The organism is Virgibacillus ainsalahensis (assembly GCF_055380755.1).
Window position 1 is genome coordinate 3,558,722 of record NZ_AP043943.1, and the last position, 16,551, is coordinate 3,575,272.

A 16,551-nucleotide genomic window follows, 5' to 3' on the forward strand; every position below is an offset into this window, starting at 1 on the left:
AATGAATAAAGTTGGTTTTTTTCGATCGATACAGTTAAAATTTACGATTATTTATATCTTGCTGTTGCTTGTAGCCGTTCAAGTTATTGGATCATTTTTCACAAATGAATTGGAAGCAGAGCTGCTGGAGAACTTTGACAGGTCCATTAATGATCGTGTTGAGTTGCTGAGCTATAATCTGGAGCAGGCATTTAATAAGGAACGAACAGAAAGTGAAGATGAACCAACACTTCAAGAGGAAATCCAGGGTATTGTCAATGATGTGGAAACCACGGGTATAGCAACACTTGAAGTGGTAAATAATCAAAGTCGTATCTTAGGAACCACTGATTCGTTTAATCAGGGGGCTTTAGGAAAAAAAACAACCAGGGACATGGTACAAGATGTTCTGTTCTTTGACAGCCAACAGAAAAATACCGAAGTAGACCCGCAGACTGGTAACCGGGTGCGTGTGCTGGCAGAGCCGATATTTGATAACGAAGAAAATGTTATAGGCGTTATTTATCTGCAGGCATCTCTTGAAGGTGTATACAGTCAGATGCAGGATATTAATGACATCTTTATACAGGGTTCCATTTTGGCAATTATTGTTTCCGCGGTTATTGGAATCATTGTAGCACGAACGATTACAAAACCAATTTCTGAAATGCGAAGCCAGGCACAAACGATGGCAAAAGGGGACTTTACCCAAAAAGTTAATGTATACAGTAGAGATGAGATTGGCCTGCTCGCAACAACATTCAATGATTTGAACTCAAGACTGAAACATTCCTATGCGACAATTGAAGAAGAACAGTTTAAGCTCAGTTCGGTATTATCCAATATGTCTGATGGGGTAATTGCAACAGACAATACTGGAGCAATTACGTTAATGAATGATGCTGCGGGAAGATTGATCGGGCAAAATCCGGATGATATTACCGGTGATTTTTTAATCGATGTATTACAGCTGGAAGAAAAAGTCGTGGATATTACCGAGTTACAGGATAGCGGATCTATGATTATTGATTTTAGTGAGGATGAGTTTTTCCTAGTTCGGGCGAATTTTTCTACAATCATCGATGAAAAAGATGAAATTACAGGCTTTATTTCCGTTATTAGTGATGTGACAGAGCAGGAAAAGGCAGAGCAGGACCGCCGCGAATTCGTTTCCAATGTTTCGCATGAACTGCGAACACCACTGACAACAATGAAAAGTTATATTGAAGCATTAACAGATGGTGCATGGCAGGATAAAGAGATTGCCCCGAGATTTTTAGGGGTTGCGCAAACCGAAACGGATCGGATGATACGCATGGTCAACGATCTTCTTCAGTTATCAAAAATGGATGCCGAGGAATATCCTCTGCAAAAGGAAAAAACAGAATTTGTTCCATATTTCCATCAGGTTATTGACCGCTTTGATATGAATATTCCGGAACATATTACCCTTATAAGAGAATTACCAAAGGGCAGCTATCATGTATGGATGGACAAAGATAAAATGACACAGGTGCTGGATAACGTTATTTCTAATGCGATTAAATACTCTCCTGAAGGTGGGAACATCCGCTTGAAAGTAGAAAACAAGAAACATCATCTGCTTGTCAGTGTTCAGGACGAAGGTATGGGCATCAGTTATGATAAGGTGGAAAAAGTCTTTGAACGCTTTTACAGAGCGGATAAAGCAAGAACAAGAAAGCTTGGGGGAACAGGACTCGGTCTGGCTATCTCCAAAGAATTAGTGGAGGCCCATCATGGGAAAATTTGGGCAACGAGTAAAGAAGGTAAAGGGACGACTGTTCTCTTTACACTTCCGCTTATGAAGCAGAAGCGGAGGGGTGTGTAATGAATCTGGAAAATATAAAATCCTTTGTATTGATCATTTTAATTGGAATCAGCCTATTGCTTAGTTTCGGATTATGGACCTATCAGCCAGATTATGATACATTAAACAGCTCTGTGCAAGTAAGAGAAGCAGATATAGGTGGAGAAGAGGAAGAAAAACGGAGTGTCATTTCACCATCGTCCATTATTTTCCATGGGAATGAAAATCACTTCGGTTTTACGGAACCGGGGGACCGCGAAGATTTGTATAATAATATGCAAACATGGGAAATGGATGATTTTACAACAGGTGAAGCGAGCGGACGAAATGCTCAGACCTACGAAGTGGAGGTTATTTTCCCTGATGACCTTCCTTTAGAGTTATTAAGCAGTCTCTTTTCATTGGATGATGGTGATATAGAATTTCCGAGCTGGTCCTTTGATCGTATGTATTTTACGTTTAATGAACAAACCTCATCATTAAATGTTCAAATTATATCGGTTGATGGGCAACAACAGGCAAATGCAGTCATTAGTAATCCCAATAATTATGAAACATTATGGAACTATATTTACACACTGGACGACCTGAGTGCGTTTGTTCAATTTGACGAGGGTGAATCGGCAATCTATATTCCAAAGCAGTCAAAGACTGCCCAGCAGCACTCATTGGTTGTTAACACGATTGAAGCAAATACAATGGTATATGCGCTATTTGATGATCCTTCTTTAGTAAACCGGAATTTTAATAATGGCGATACTTATTATAATGATGAGCAGCGAGGAATGCGCGCTTATCAGTATGGCAGAAACATGGAATTTTACAATCCAACTTCAGAAAGCTTTCAACAGATGCCTGAAGTCGAATTGCTGGACAATAGTATTTTAAGTATCAATGACCATAGAGGGTGGACGGACGATTACAGATTTCTGAATATGGAATCACTGAGTAACACTGTTCGCTACCAAATGTACTATAAAGAATACCCTGTTTTTAACAGTTCCGGTCTGGCCATGATTGAACAGGAATGGAGGAATATGGGGCTGCATCAATATCGCAGGCCATTATTCAGTTTAAATTATTCCGATTCTGTGAGTGGTGATGAAATGGTATTGCCTTCAGGTAATGAAATCATTTCTTATTTGAACAGTTCCACTTACAATTTGGAAAACATCCAGGATATTAAACATGGTTATAAATTAATATATCAGACGTACGAGTCGGTAAACCCTTCTGTATTGCTTGAGCCCACCTGGTATATGAATTATGAAGGAACCTGGGTGGAAATTACACTGGAAGAAGGGGGATCTGAGGATGCAATGGAGCAAAATTAAAACCCTGTTTATCCTCTGTTTCCTTGTGCTGAATGTTTATTTATTATACCAATTCATGCAGAAACAGGATGTTACAGACTTAGAAGTGCTGGAGAATCAGGAAGCATCGATTGAGGACAGGCTGGAAGCGGAGAATATTACCGTTGGTGACATAGATATGGAAGAGAAAGAAGAACCTTATATTTCGGTAAAACCAAAAACATTCACCGAAGAGGAACGCAATCAGATTAGTAATTTGGAAAATCAGGAATCTGCTGTAATTGCCGATAATTTTCTCGTATCCTATTTAGAAGATCCTGTGTCAGTTCCAGAAGATGCGACAGCTCAGGGTATCTATTCCATTGTCGGCCCTTATCTTCTATATCCGGAGGAATATGAGTTTTGGGAATGGGATGAGGAATTGAATGCTCTTATCTTTTTCCAGCAAAAAAATGACCGTCCTGTCTACTTTAATCAGAGTGCAGTATTACTTGTTTTTTTAAATGAAGAAAATGAGATGATCTTCTACACACAAACAATGCTTGGTGAGGCGGAAACACAAACCAGTAACAGATCGGTGAAACAGCCAAGACAGGCGATTGAGGTTCTATTGGATTGGAACGAATTGTACTCCGGAGATGAAGTCACACATGTGGATATCGGATATATGACAAGGATGCCATTACCTGATGGTGATCAGGTATTTGCTCCAACCTATAACATTACGGTGGAAAATGATAGTGAAGAACGTAACTACCTGTTCAATGCACTTGAAGGTCTTCCGTCCCCACAGGATGAAAAAGAATTTTATGAAGAATCGATCATGAACAGTATTACCAATATCAGTGCATTAAATGATGAGAATGAGATAAAGGAACCGGTATTACAGATATTGAATCAAAAGCTAGGAGAGGAAAATCGGAGTGAGTCTCAATGACATTACGTTTTAGTGTATTAGCATCCGGGAGTACCGGAAATGCATTTTATATCGAATCAGCACAGGAAAAATTTCTTGTAGATGCCGGACTGAGCGGGAAGCAGATGGACCGGTTATTTTCGGAAATACAAATAGATCCGTCACAGTTGTCGGGGATTTTAGTGACCCATGAGCATAGTGATCATATTAAAGGACTGGGGATTATTGCAAGGAAGTATAATCTGCCTATCTATGCCAATGATAAAACATGGAAGGCAATGGAAAATTCAATCGGGAAAATTACATTGGATCAGAAATTTCATTTTGGCATGGAAGAAGTGAAAACATTTGGCGATATGGATATCGAATCATTTGGTGTTTCCCATGATGCCGCGGAGCCGATGTTTTACACGTTTCGACATGATGGGAGGAAAATAGCACTTGTAACAGATCTTGGCTATGTTTCCGAACGAATAAAAAAGACAGTTGAGGATGCCGATGCATATATTTTTGAAGCAAACCATGATGTGGAAATGCTCCGCATGGGCCGTTATCCATGGAATGTGAAGCGCCGGATATTAGGCGATTCCGGGCATGTTTCCAATGAGGACAGTGGCCTTGCCCTTGCAGATATTATTACGAATCGTACGAAGCGGATTTATCTGGCTCATTTAAGTATGGATAATAATATGAAGGAACTGGCCCGCATGTCTGTGGACAATGTACTGCGCGAGCGTGGAATCAAACTTGATTTATTCGATACCGATCCAAAATCTCCAACGGCATTATATGAAGTTGGGTAAACATTTTTTGTTTATTTTTATAGGTAGGAAGGAAATACTATACAAAATGAACTAATAAATGAAGGGATAGAGCAGATGGGATACTATAATCAGCATTACCCACCAAACCCACACCGAAAGAAGCGGCGTGGCCGGGGCGCCGCGCTTTTTGCAGGAATCATGATTGGCGTCATTTTAGCTATCATTGTCATTCCTAATTTCATGGATTCAAACAATACAGCACAGATAGGGTCAGACGAAGCTAATATCCAAACAGAAGAGAATAATGGAGACGGCACTGTCAATACGTCGGTGACGGTTGATGTGACCACCGAGATAACGGAAATTGTGGAAGAAGTCACTCCGGCAGTTGTCGGCGTGATTAATCTGCAAAGCGGAGGCGATTTCTGGCAGCAACAGCAGGGGGAAAATCAAGCTGGCGAAGGATCTGGAGTAGTATATAAGAATGAAGATGGAGTAGCCCATGTTGTTACAAATCAGCATGTGGTTGATGGTGCTGACACCGTTGAGGTTGTTTTGGCTGATGAAACGCGAATTGAAGCAGAAATCGTCGGTGGGGACCTGTTCTCTGACTTGGCTGTCTTGCGGATGGATGGGTCAGAAGTGGAACAGGTTATCGAAATAGGGGCCTCGGATAATGTAAAGGTGGGTGAACCGGCGATTGCAATTGGGAACCCCTTAGGCCTTATGTTTTCCAGTTCGGTTACACAGGGCGTGATCAGTGGAACCCAACGTACCATTCCACAGGACTATAATATGGATGGACGGGCCGATTGGCAGGCTGAAGTCATCCAGACAGATGCAGCAATCAACCCGGGAAACAGTGGAGGAGCACTCATTAATATATCTGGACAACTAATCGGAATTAATTCGATGAAAATAAATGAAGCAGCTGTTGAGGGACTTGGATTCGCCATTCCAGTAGACATAGCCATGCCGATTGTACAGGAGCTGGAAGAGACAGGCGAAGTAACCCGTCCATTTATAGGTGTAGAAATTTATTCACTGGATGAAGTGCCACAATCCGAATGGCAAAGCACGTTGAACTTGCCAAACGAGGTAGAGGCCGGTGTTTATGTCTGGAGTGTAGAAAGATTATCTCCAGCTGACGAGGCAGGCATGGAACAACTGGATGTCATTACAGAACTTGATGGTGAGCCAATAGCGAACATGATTGATTTAAGAAAAATTCTATATCAGCAGAAAGAAATTGGCGATGAGGTTGCAGTTACCTATTACCGTGATGGTGAGCAAATGGAAACAACAATAGAGTTGGGATCACAATAAAAATGAGGGCTATCTTCTTTGATGGAGGATAGCCTTTTTTGGCAGTTAAGCCAACATGGCGGTTAAGCGCATGCCGCCACCATCTATAATGAAGACAGCTAATTTAACTAGAAAGCTGTTCTCTAAAAGATATGGGGCTGCGATTACTCGTCCCATCGAAATGATTTGGGATTGCGATTACTCATCCCATCAAAAAGACTTGTTGGTTTTGACATAAAAGATATAAAAGACGACGTAACTGCTGGGTTGATCTCCGCTGCGGACCGTTGCTTTCCGCGGGCAACGCTTCAGCTTCCTCGGAAGCAAAAACCACTTCCTGCGGGATCTTCAGCTGTTGCTTTTCCCGCAGGAGTCAACGGTCCTCCGCTTCAATCAACCATCATAAGAGTGCATGGCTATGTTTGTTATATAATTAAGCAATATTAGTGTTTTGATGAAGTAGCAAAGCATCTAACCAGCGAAGGAAATACATGAAGACGTTGAGACCCCACAGCGAACGTTCTTTGTGAGCGAGGAGGCTCAGCGCGAGCCCTAAGGTGCGCGTAGTGTATTTCCGTAGCGGTTATGGACACCAACTACCATTGATTTTATGTCGTATTATATATCAACTGTGATGTTAAAGAGCAACAAAATTTACCAAAAGAGTCAATCATAAAAAGGTATAATCTTGGTTTGAATAATTTCCATACTAAATCGTTCTATCAAACTTACCGTTCAATCCATAAAGAAAAAGGGAATTACCACCAATTAATCCACAATTTGCGTAAAGTTATGCACAACCTGTGTATAGTTTTGTGTATGGAAATCAAGATATTGTATAGAACATAAATTTCTATACCAAATAACGGAGAACATTTGTGCATATGTGCATAATAATGTGGATAAGTGGATGATTTTCCAGAAATCCACCAATTATCCACTGATTGCTAACAGTTTATTCTTTATTCATGCACAGCCCGTCCACGAACCTGCTGCCAAATCAGTAATAATAAAATAATCATAACGATATCCAGTCTGGCCTCAAAGGCAAATGGTAAAAACCCTTCACTCATTAGAATAGGAATTTTTGCAAAGTAGAGTGCACCGAGCATGATAAAGATGAGGGGAGCTACTGCCTGTCTGACATACATCCTGCCGATGATCAGTGCGCCACATCCTATCTCAATGATGGCAACAAGAAATAAGGTTGTTTCCGGAAAAGGCAGCCCGAGATTGTAAAAAGTCTCTTTAAAATCACTGACAAGCAGTTTCATAATTCCTGATGCAATAAACACATATCCAACAGCATAGCAAATCCATCGCGTCATGTTCATATTCATCCGCATGAAGAAATACCCCCAGGTTATTTATATCTCATATATATGCAAGCCATCTGCCAACCTTGACAAGCTTTTAAAAAACATTCAAATTGGATTGCCAAGCCCTCTGCTTTAATCTATAGCAGTCGTGAAAAGGAGTGCGGATTATTTACGATTTGCATAATTTATAAATGCAAAAAAGGAATCTCTTCTACGGCTTTTGACTAGAACAGAGCTTTTGTTAACAATTTTGCATAGGAGCTATTGAAACTTAACAATTTCAATCTAATGAGTTATGATGGACGAAACAGCGGACAGAAGAAAATGAAAATAAAAGTTATCCACAGATGTGGATAGTCTGTGTGTAAGTAAAGAATTTTCATATAATTGCTACTTAACATACTAAAAGGAAATCCATGGAGAAACTACTAAAAGGAGGTTGAAAATGGAACGATTAAATGAAGAACAAATTGCCAAAGAGTTGGATGGTTTACCTGATTGGAAGCGAATGGATGAAAAGTGGATCGAACGTAAATATCGTTTTAAAAATTACCTGGCAGGTATACACTATGTGGATAAGATAGCGGAATATGCCGAGAGTAAACAGCATCATCCGTTTATTTCCATTGACTATAAGGTAGTCACATTAAAGATATCATCCTGGCAGGCGAAAGGATTAACAGATCTGGACTTTGAAATGGTAAAGCATTTTGATCTTTTGTATGAACAAGTAGAAAAATAATATCCGAAAATACTGTGCAGATTATGTCGATATTTCCCGGGAAATGATGAAATCCCTCTTACTTTTAGTAAGGGGGATTCTCTTATATTATATAGGGTTATATTTGATTAAGGCTATTAGTTGTCCTCGGCGTTGAGGAATTAATTCCTCAATAATGGGTTCTAGAATTGTTTGGATTATTTTCACTTTACCTGGGTATTAAAGTTTGGATTAAGATTGCTGGAGATTTACATTATGTTTGAGAATGGTGCCATTCATTCTTTGATATCAGGATGTTAATGGATGGCTGTTTTCTAAAAGATTGGACGGGCAAAGCTCTATCAAGCGTAGTGTATTTCCGTGGCGTGTAATCGCAGTCAACCATGAGGATAAAGACAACAACATTTATAAAACGAGCCTAAATGGAGACGTTATAGGAAGGGAGCTAAGCAAAAAATTAGCACCCTTCCTTTTTCTTTTATGTTGGCGTTTACAACCTTGTTAATATGGTTCCTTTTTTAAATTTAATCAAGTGGGGAACGCTTTCACTGCACACATAATAAAAAAGATTTACAAAAAAGACTAGAAATTTATAGAGTTTTTTTGTTAATATAAACAAACTGGTTGGTATGGGGGGTGTACCACGGAAATGAATACTAAATCGCTGATAATTGAAAATGCGACAGCGCTATTTCAGAAAAAGGGATATAAGGGAGTAGGATTAAATGAAATCCTAAGAAAATGTAACATTACAAAGGGATCCCTTTATCACCATTTTCCGAATGGAAAAGAAGAATTACTGATCACTTGCCTTCAGTCTATGGAGGAAGCGATCACGACGGACATTGCGGTTACCTTCAAAAAATATTCAACTACGTTAGAAGCTACACAGGCTATGATAGAGAAATTAGTAGCTGATTTTCACCGTGAAGGTACAATTACTGGTCATACGTTTAACAGCATGGTCAGTGAAATGGCAACAGTAAGTGAACCAGTGCGAAGAGCCTGTTCAAATCTTTATACAAAGATTCAAGGAATTATATTAAATAAGTTATTGGAAGAGGGTTATTCGAAGGAAACAGCCAACTCCATTTCGCTCATGATGGTGGCTTCTATTGAAGGGGCTATTATCCTTTGTTTAACGAAACAAACCAGTGAACCTCTGACAGTAATTCCTGAAGTATTACAACGACTGGTTTAACCTTAAGGAAAAAGGGGATTATTATGGAATCGAAAGTTCAAGTAAAAAGTCCAAAGTCTATGGCATTTATCTTAATGTTAGGTGCCTTTATTGGATTATTTGGTGAAACAGCTTTAAATATGGCATTAACAGAAGTTATGGAACAATTTTCAATCAACGCAGCTAAAGCGCAGTGGCTAACTACAGGTTATCTATTAACATTAGCAATTTTAGTACCGATCTCAGCACTTTTAATGAAATGGTTTTCGACGAGACAATTAGTTTTAGGAGGGCTGATTCTTTCGCTGTTGGGAGCAATTTTAGCAGCGTTGTCTTTAAGTTTTCCTATGTTATTAGCAGGTCGTATCGTTCAAGCACTTGGAACGGGTATTTTATTACCTGTTATGCTTAGTGTTGTTTTACTCATTTTCCCGGTTCATAAGCGCGGAATGGTAATGGGGATTATGGGTCTGGTTATTACAACAGCTCCAGCGATAGGGCCAACACTTTCCGGTGTCATTATCAGTACACTAGGCTGGTCCTATATTTTTTGGTTTAGTGCTATTTTTTATGTCTTATTGTCTTTGTATGCACTAATTAAAATTGAGAATGTTTCGGAAATTACAAAGCCTAAAATCGATATTTCATCTATTCTTTTATCAACCATTGGTTTTGGAGGATTAATTTATGCTTTAAGTACAATGGCAGAAGAGCCCTTCTCATCTCCTTTAGTATGGGGACCATTACTTGTAGGAGTTGTTGGACTCATTCTATTTGGAGCCCGTCAATTGACAATGAAAGAACCTATGGTTAATTTACGTGTCTTTAAATATCCGATGTTTGCGTTAGGAACTTTGATTATGTTTCTTAGTATTTTAATCATTTTATCAACGGCTATTTTATTGCCACTTTACTTAAAAGGTGCTCTATTATTTAGTGCTATGGTGGCTGGTTTATTATTACTCCCAGGTAATGCAATCAATTTTATTCTGTCACCGATTGTCGGTTCTTTATTTGATAAATGGGGGCCGCGTTATTTCGTAATCATTGGTTTCATCCTGGTACTGCTTGCAAATATAAGTTTTGTCACAGTTATTTCTGCAACGACTCCTGCTTGGCAAATCGTTGCATCGTTTATGCTTTTATTTGTTGGATTAACCATGACGACAATGCCATCCCAGACAAATGGTCTGAATCAATTGCCACCTGAGTTATATGCAGATGGATCTGCGGCAATGAATACATTGAACCAAGTCGCTGGGGCGGCAGGTACTGCAATTGCTATTACTGTATTTACAGCTGGCCAAAACAGTTTTGTAGCTGGTGCTCCAGATGCTGCTCAATCTGAAGTAATGGCTGCTGGAATACAATATGCCTTCTACTTCATTACAGGAATTTCAGTAGTTGGATTGATATGTTCTTTCTTTGTAAGAAGTAGCACTGAATCTGTTGTGAAAACAGAAGAATCAGAGACAACGGTGGAAGCAACAAAGATTGAAGCGTAAGTATTTATATAGACTCTAATTTAACTCTCGGCAGCAACGTTCATTATTGATGTTTTAATGATGATCGTTGCTGCTTTTAATTTTTCTACCTCATCACATCTGAAAAACACAGTGCTTTCAAAGGAATCTGATAAAGCTCTGAAGCTAGTTAAAGAATTAGTCAACCTTCAATAAACGCATAACCCAGTGAAACTTTACGCAGTAATAAACGTAGAAAATACAAGGGGGTTTTAACAATGAAGAAATATATTATTTTTGCCATAAGCTTCATATTACTATTTTCATTATTCCAGGTTTTATCTGGAATGTTTCTTACGTTAACATATACTCCAGATATATCAGAGGCCTGGAATAGGAGTGCTGATTTATCTCAGGAAGTTGTGATAAAAGGTAGTGGCAGCTCTTTCTTACTAACATTGTCTATTGCTTTTCTTTCTGCCACCATTGCTTATTTCATTCCGAAAAAAATCACAAAAAACAACAGCAATAACAAAACGAATAGATGAGTTTCTAAAGAAGGTGAATGCATATGAAAATTAAAAACATCGATTGGGCTTTATTTACCGGTTTCTTTGTTGGAATAATAATTTTCATTACGGAGTTCTTTTTTCCTGATACCAGTTCCCTCACATCAATCATTGTTGCAGGACTGGCTGCCTTCATCGGTGGTTTGATTGGGTATAAGCTATTTCCAAAAGCAAGAGATCGACGTGGAAATCATGGATCATAAAATATAAAGGAAAAGGATTAGAGATTTTTCTAAGTGGTTCACTTAGCGTGGAGAAAATATCAAATAACATAAGAAATAGCGAGGAGATGAACGACCGAAAGAAGAGGAAAAGCTATTATTCGGTCACTCATCGGGTTGATGAATGACCGAATGCAGAAGAAAAGCTGTCATTCAGTCACTCATCAAGGTAATGAACGACCGAATGCAGAAGAAAAGCCGTCATTCAGTCACTCATCGAAGTGATGACTGACCGAATGCAGAAGAAGAGCTGTTATTCGGTCACTCATCGGGCTGATGACCGACCGAATGAAAAGGAAAAGCCATCATTCAGTCACTCATCGGGTTGATGACCGACCGAAAGAAGAGGATAAATCGTCATTCGGTCACTCATCGGGTTGATGACCGACCGAAAGAAGAGGATAAATCGTCATTCAGTCACTCATCGGGTTGATGAACGACAGAAAGAAGAGGATAAGCCGTCATTCAGTCACTCATCGGGTTGATGACCGACCGAACGCAGAAGAAAAGCCGTTATTCGGTCACTCATCGGGTTGATGAATGACCGAATGCAGAAGAAAAGCCGTCATTCAGTCACTCATCGAGGTAATGACCGACCGAATGCAGAGGAAAAGCCGTCATTCAGTCACTCATCAAGATAATGACTGACCGAATGCAGAGGAGGAACCTTCATTCAGTCACTCATCCTTAGATTTTCCCGAATTCTTTTAGCTCCTTCATGATTTACCAAAGATTCCACGGATATTCATTTGGTGGTTGGGATTGTATTTTAATTTCTTCTTTTTTCGTTGGATGTGCAAAAGCAAGCATTTGTGACCATAGGGCAATTTGCTGTCCAGGTTGATTGACTTTCTTGCCATACTTTTGATCTCCATAAAGCGGACAATTTCGGGAGGAAAGCTGGACTCGTATTTGATGTGGCCTTCCTGTGTGAAGCCGGATTGATAGCAGGCTTAAGCCCTTCTTACTTCCAATTACTTCATATTCCAATACTGCTTTCTTTGCATCTTTACGATTGGGTTGTGTGGTATAAACGATATTCTGGCTGCGGTCTTTTATCAGGTAATCTTCCAATACATCACGATTTTTCTGAGGCTTTCCCCGTACGACCGCTAAATATCTTTTTTCTACTGCATTTCTACGAATGACATCGGAAAGACGGGATGCTGATTTTGATGTTTTCGAAAACACCATCACGCCCCCAACAGGCCGGTCCAATCGATGGACAAGTCCAAGATAAACATTGCCAGGTTTCTGATAGCGGATTTTCAAATCTTCCTTTAAATAAGAGAGTAAATCCTGATCATTCGTACGATCTCCCTGGACAGGTACATTCACCGGCTTTTCCACGAAAAGTAGATGATTGTCCTCATAAAGAATAGGAACATCCATATATATAAACTCCTTTTTTCCATTTTTTATTATTCATTTATTGTTACCGGTCTGCCACCAAGCCACCCGGCAATAAGAAGAACGATGGAAATAATTAATAACATCAGTAACGGAGCAGTCCAGCTTCCTGTTACGTCGTGTAACCCACCAAATAATACGGGTCCAAGTGCAGCAAGTAAGTAACCGAATGACTGTGCCATTCCTGATAATTCTGCTGCTTCATATCCATCTTTCGTTCGTAATGTAAAAAACATCATCGATAAACTAAATCCGCTTCCACATCCAATTCCCATCATGATAACTGAAATAATAATCAAACCAGGATGGCCACTGAGTAAACCTGCTATACCTACCATGAAAATAATCCCTGTAATTGCACCTAATACTTTTTGATTGTTCATTTTATCCGCAATAACCGGCATGAGAAATGTTAAAGGAATAAGAGAGAATTGCATCAAAGACAGCATCCAGCCTGCTTCACTCGAAGAATACCCATTTAATTGTAAAATTTCCGGTAACCATGTCAGCATCGTATAAAACATGAGCGATTGGAAGCCCATGAAAATGGTCACTTGCCAAGCTGTAAAAGACGTCCACATATTTGTTTTCTTTCTTGTATTATCCACATCGGGTTTCGGTAATTCCTGTGGATTTGCCAACTGTGGAAACCAAAAAAAGATCGCAATAATAACTAAAATTGCCCAGGCCCCTAACGCCCCTTGCCACCCAAAATTTCCTATATTTGATAGTGGCACACTAAATCCTGCTGCTAACCCACCAAATATATTCATAAAAACGGCATAAAGACCTGTCATTAAACCAATTTTAAGTGGGAAGCTCATTTTAATATAACCTGGTAATAGAACATTCCCAAAAGAAATTGCAATCCCAATTAAAGCAGTACCGATAAACAAGGTTCCTACACCAGTAATGGAACGCATAATAATTCCAATTAAAAGTATAATCATCGAGAAGAAAATTGTCTTTTCCATTCCGAAGCGATTGGCTACTTTTGGTGAAAACGGAGAAACAAATGCGAAAGCGAGTAGTGGTAATGTCGTAATGATTCCCACTACTGCGTTACTTACTCCTAAACTATCACGAATAACAGGAACTAACGAGCCAACGGATGTTAATGGAGCACGTAAGTTAGAAGCGAATAATAGTATGCCGAGAATTAATAAAAATTTGCCCATATCTTTATTTTTTCTTTCTGCAGCATCTAAGGACTCTACCATTATTTTTCAAACTTCCTTTCATGTATTTGTTTAGTTTAACGCTGAAATTTGGAAAGTTCAAACGACCCCACGTATGGAATATGCTTATATGGGCTTATTTCTTTTCCAAAAGATTGGCACGACGAATGCTCGCCCTATCAATTTGTTGCTTTTGACACAAAAATGAAATTTTGCAACAGAGGACGAGACAGGTGGAGAAGTCTCGAATGACGAATTTTTCACTGAAGGTGATGAGGAACTTCAACCAGGTCAGGAAGTTAAAGGACATCTTGTCTGTACATCTAGGGTAGACGAAGCAGATATCTTTATTTGCAGTAAGAAAGTATAAAACTTTCTTACTGCATAAGTGCGGGCTTATGAGCTTTAGCCTAACCTATAGCGAATACCAAGTTTTCTAATGAAATATGAATTTACAGCAGATGAAGAAACTCATTTCGAATTACCTAATCCGAAAATTAATAAGATGACAAAAGCTCCGCCACTGAAGTACTGCAGCGGAGTTATCATCTCGAAATCAGAATGACAAATGCTCAATCTGATTGTAATTCTTCACATTCCATTGATCCTGCTGAAAATGAATGTTGCTGATGCAGGCATTCATCAGTTTTGTCTTACCAGAACCAATTTTTCCATTGGAAATGATGGATAGAATGGCATTGATGACAGCACCATGAGCGACAAGCAATACCCTCTTGTCCGGATGCTCGATTGTAATTTTATCAATACCAGCCATTACCCGGCTGTGGAAATCCTCAACTTTCTCCTGATTGGGATAGCGTTTATCCGGGTATTGCGTTTTTCTTTCTTCCAACATCATTCCCTCTGCATCACCAAAGGACCGCTCTGCAAAATCCTCCATCACAGCAAATGGTAAATCTAAATAAGTATTAATGATTTCCGCCGTACGTTTTGCCCGTTTCAGTGGGCTTGCGATGATCACATCATAATCGGAAGCATTTAAAAATTTTCCGGTTTCCTCTGCTTGTATGATACCCGTATCATTTAAAGGAATATCCGTTTTCCCCTGGAGTTTTCCATAAAAATTCCAGTCCGTCTCCCCGTGTCTGACGAGGCAAATTGTTGTCATGTTGGCACCCTCCTCATAATGTTAAAATTTTGTTGTTCATTAACCCGGTAGTTGATATAAAATGCGACGTACCTGCGAGCCCGCGGAAAGCGAAGTGTATTTCCGCAGCGGTATGTTACGTCGCACTATATCGGCAGCCTTGTTATAAAATAAAACGCATTGCACATCCTATGACAAAGGAGGATATGCAGATGAAACGATTCGTCTTGGCTTTTAGCATGTTACTTTTAACGGTAAGTATTGTTCAACTTCCAGTGCAAAACAGTGCCATCGCGCAAAATGAACCCCCGGCCTATGCAAAATGGAGCAGAATTGCGATAAAGGAAACCATATCAAAGTATCCGGATGCAGATGTCATTGATTATCTCCATATGGGCAGAGAATCACAGGATGACGCCACCATTGAAAAATTTAAGTTATGGCTAAAAAAAGATAGCCAGGAATTTGGTGTTTTTGTAAATGTGGAATTTAACCTGGAAACAGAAGAGGTTCTTCATATCTCTTTTGAGGAAACCGATCGTTAACTATTAACGGCTGCCCCAGTCCTGTTTCAGCATGCCATAAATCACATGGTCCACATAATGATCATACAGCCATTCCCCCTGGCGGATCTGTCCTTCCTTCATAAAGCCGAGCCTCTCTGGGATAGCCCGGCTTTTTTTATTTTCATGGGCTGCACGAATGTCCACTTTATTCAGCTCCAGCGCATGAAAGGCATAATGCGTGATGGCATGACAAACTCTTGTCATGATTCCACGCCCTTGTGCGTCATGGGCGAGCCAATAGCCGACATATCCAATTTGATTGGTCCAGTCAAAAGCATTAAATCCCGCAGTACCGACAAGTTTTCCATGATAGAAAATGCCACATGTCAGCCCTTTCTTATCTTCAAACAGTTTAATTTGATGTTCAATGAATCCACGGGAGTCATCCACGGTTGTTGTCCCATCAACCCATGGCAGCCATTCCCGCAAGTACTCCCTAGAAGCATCGGTTAAACGGAATAGCTCTTCCGCATCCTTTACGTCAAGAACCTTCAAGACGATTTCCTCATCGACCTCAAGTAACCACATGGGATCTCCCCCTCTTCCAACTTTATTTATGTTGTAAATATAATACCATATTCATCGTCTGAAGAAATAGAATCACTGTTATTCGATATAAAAAGAGACCGTCTCAGACGCCTTTTCTTTTAAAAAGCTGGTGAAACGATGATTGATTGACATCCCTATCTACTCATTCTTTTATACGTATTT

The 16,551-nt window shown here is 39.6% G+C and carries 16 protein-coding genes and 1 pseudogene; 12 read left to right on the forward strand and 5 right to left on the reverse strand.

From position 1 onward, the window contains the following. The first annotated feature begins 1 nt into the window (after window position 1). The 5 genes from walK to ACZ427_RS17710 all read left to right on the forward strand — a co-directional run bounded on the left by walK (window position 2) and on the right by ACZ427_RS17710 (window position 6,126). Window positions 2-1,828 (forward strand): cell wall metabolism sensor histidine kinase WalK, encoded by a 1,827-nt coding sequence (gene walK, locus ACZ427_RS17690; protein ID WP_461177989.1) that lies wholly within the window; start codon window positions 2-4, stop codon window positions 1,826-1,828. Then, entirely contained in the window at window positions 1,828-3,141 is a 1,314-nt protein-coding gene (locus ACZ427_RS17695) for a YycH family regulatory protein (protein ID WP_461177988.1), read from the forward strand. The genes walK and ACZ427_RS17695 overlap by 1 nt, the downstream gene beginning before the upstream one ends. Beyond that, the gene (locus ACZ427_RS17700; protein WP_461177987.1) at window positions 3,122-4,057 is read left to right on the forward strand and encodes a two-component system regulatory protein YycI; all 936 of its coding nucleotides are present in this window, start codon (window positions 3,122-3,124) and stop codon (window positions 4,055-4,057) included. The genes ACZ427_RS17695 and ACZ427_RS17700 overlap by 20 nt, the downstream gene beginning before the upstream one ends. Further along, window positions 4,054-4,839, forward strand: a complete 786-nt coding sequence (locus ACZ427_RS17705; RefSeq protein WP_461177986.1) for an MBL fold metallo-hydrolase — start codon at window positions 4,054-4,056, stop codon at window positions 4,837-4,839. The genes ACZ427_RS17700 and ACZ427_RS17705 overlap by 4 nt, the downstream gene beginning before the upstream one ends. A gap of 75 nt (window positions 4,840-4,914) precedes the next feature. Next, complete coding sequence (locus ACZ427_RS17710) at window positions 4,915-6,126, forward strand: S1C family serine protease (RefSeq protein WP_461177985.1); 1,212 nt, start codon at window positions 4,915-4,917, stop codon at window positions 6,124-6,126. 941 nt (window positions 6,127-7,067) lie between these two features. Here the strand turns inward: ACZ427_RS17710 and ACZ427_RS17715 are convergent. Next, window positions 7,068-7,451: a DoxX family protein gene (locus tag ACZ427_RS17715; protein ID WP_461177984.1), complete on the reverse strand. Its 384-nt coding sequence runs from the start codon at window positions 7,449-7,451 to the stop codon at window positions 7,068-7,070. Window positions 7,452-7,869: 418 nt separating this feature from the next. On the opposite strand from ACZ427_RS17715, the gene ACZ427_RS17720 reads away from it, so the two are divergent. The 6 genes and pseudogenes from ACZ427_RS17720 (at window position 7,870) to ACZ427_RS17745 (ending at window position 11,560) form a co-directional block, all read left to right on the forward strand. Next, complete coding sequence (locus tag ACZ427_RS17720) at window positions 7,870-8,166, forward strand: 4a-hydroxytetrahydrobiopterin dehydratase (protein ID WP_461177983.1); 297 nt, start codon at window positions 7,870-7,872, stop codon at window positions 8,164-8,166. A gap of 113 nt (window positions 8,167-8,279) precedes the next feature. Continuing rightward, a pseudogene (locus ACZ427_RS17725) lies at window positions 8,280-8,381 on the forward strand (cadmium resistance protein CadD); the annotation flags it as partial. A 413-nt stretch (window positions 8,382-8,794) separates the two neighbouring features. Next, window positions 8,795-9,346 carry a TetR/AcrR family transcriptional regulator gene (locus ACZ427_RS17730; RefSeq protein WP_461177982.1) on the forward strand — a complete coding sequence of 184 codons (552 nt, stop codon included), beginning with the start codon at window positions 8,795-8,797 and terminating at the stop codon, window positions 9,344-9,346. A gap of 17 nt (window positions 9,347-9,363) precedes the next feature. Next, complete coding sequence (locus ACZ427_RS17735; protein ID WP_461178119.1) at window positions 9,364-10,830, forward strand: DHA2 family efflux MFS transporter permease subunit; 1,467 nt, start codon at window positions 9,364-9,366, stop codon at window positions 10,828-10,830. Between the two features lie 236 nt (window positions 10,831-11,066). After that, window positions 11,067-11,336: a hypothetical protein gene (locus ACZ427_RS17740; protein WP_461177981.1), complete on the forward strand. Its 270-nt coding sequence runs from the start codon at window positions 11,067-11,069 to the stop codon at window positions 11,334-11,336. A 23-nt stretch (window positions 11,337-11,359) separates the two neighbouring features. Beyond that, window positions 11,360-11,560, forward strand: a complete 201-nt coding sequence (locus ACZ427_RS17745) for a hypothetical protein (protein ID WP_461177980.1) — start codon at window positions 11,360-11,362, stop codon at window positions 11,558-11,560. A 741-nt stretch (window positions 11,561-12,301) separates the two neighbouring features. Here ACZ427_RS17745 and ACZ427_RS17750 read toward each other — a convergent pair. From ACZ427_RS17750 to ACZ427_RS17760, 3 genes are all read right to left on the reverse strand, one after another. Continuing rightward, window positions 12,302-12,970 carry an RluA family pseudouridine synthase gene (locus tag ACZ427_RS17750; protein WP_461177979.1) on the reverse strand — a complete coding sequence of 223 codons (669 nt, stop codon included), beginning with the start codon at window positions 12,968-12,970 and terminating at the stop codon, window positions 12,302-12,304. 29 nt (window positions 12,971-12,999) lie between these two features. Next, window positions 13,000-14,208 carry a CynX/NimT family MFS transporter gene (locus ACZ427_RS17755; protein WP_461177978.1) on the reverse strand — a complete coding sequence of 403 codons (1,209 nt, stop codon included), beginning with the start codon at window positions 14,206-14,208 and terminating at the stop codon, window positions 13,000-13,002. A 514-nt stretch (window positions 14,209-14,722) separates the two neighbouring features. Continuing rightward, window positions 14,723-15,295, reverse strand: a complete 573-nt coding sequence (locus ACZ427_RS17760; protein ID WP_461177977.1) for a histidine phosphatase family protein — start codon at window positions 15,293-15,295, stop codon at window positions 14,723-14,725. A gap of 191 nt (window positions 15,296-15,486) precedes the next feature. Here ACZ427_RS17760 and ACZ427_RS17765 point away from each other — a divergent pair, with 191 nt between their 5' ends. Beyond that, on the forward strand, window positions 15,487-15,819 hold the full coding sequence (locus ACZ427_RS17765) for a DUF3889 domain-containing protein (RefSeq protein ID WP_461177976.1): 333 nt from the start codon (window positions 15,487-15,489) through the stop codon (window positions 15,817-15,819). A 3-nt stretch (window positions 15,820-15,822) separates the two neighbouring features. Here ACZ427_RS17765 and ACZ427_RS17770 read toward each other — a convergent pair whose 3' ends face one another. Next, on the reverse strand, window positions 15,823-16,368 hold the full coding sequence (locus ACZ427_RS17770; protein ID WP_461177975.1) for a GNAT family N-acetyltransferase: 546 nt from the start codon (window positions 16,366-16,368) through the stop codon (window positions 15,823-15,825). Between the last annotated feature and the right edge of the window lie 183 nt (window positions 16,369-16,551).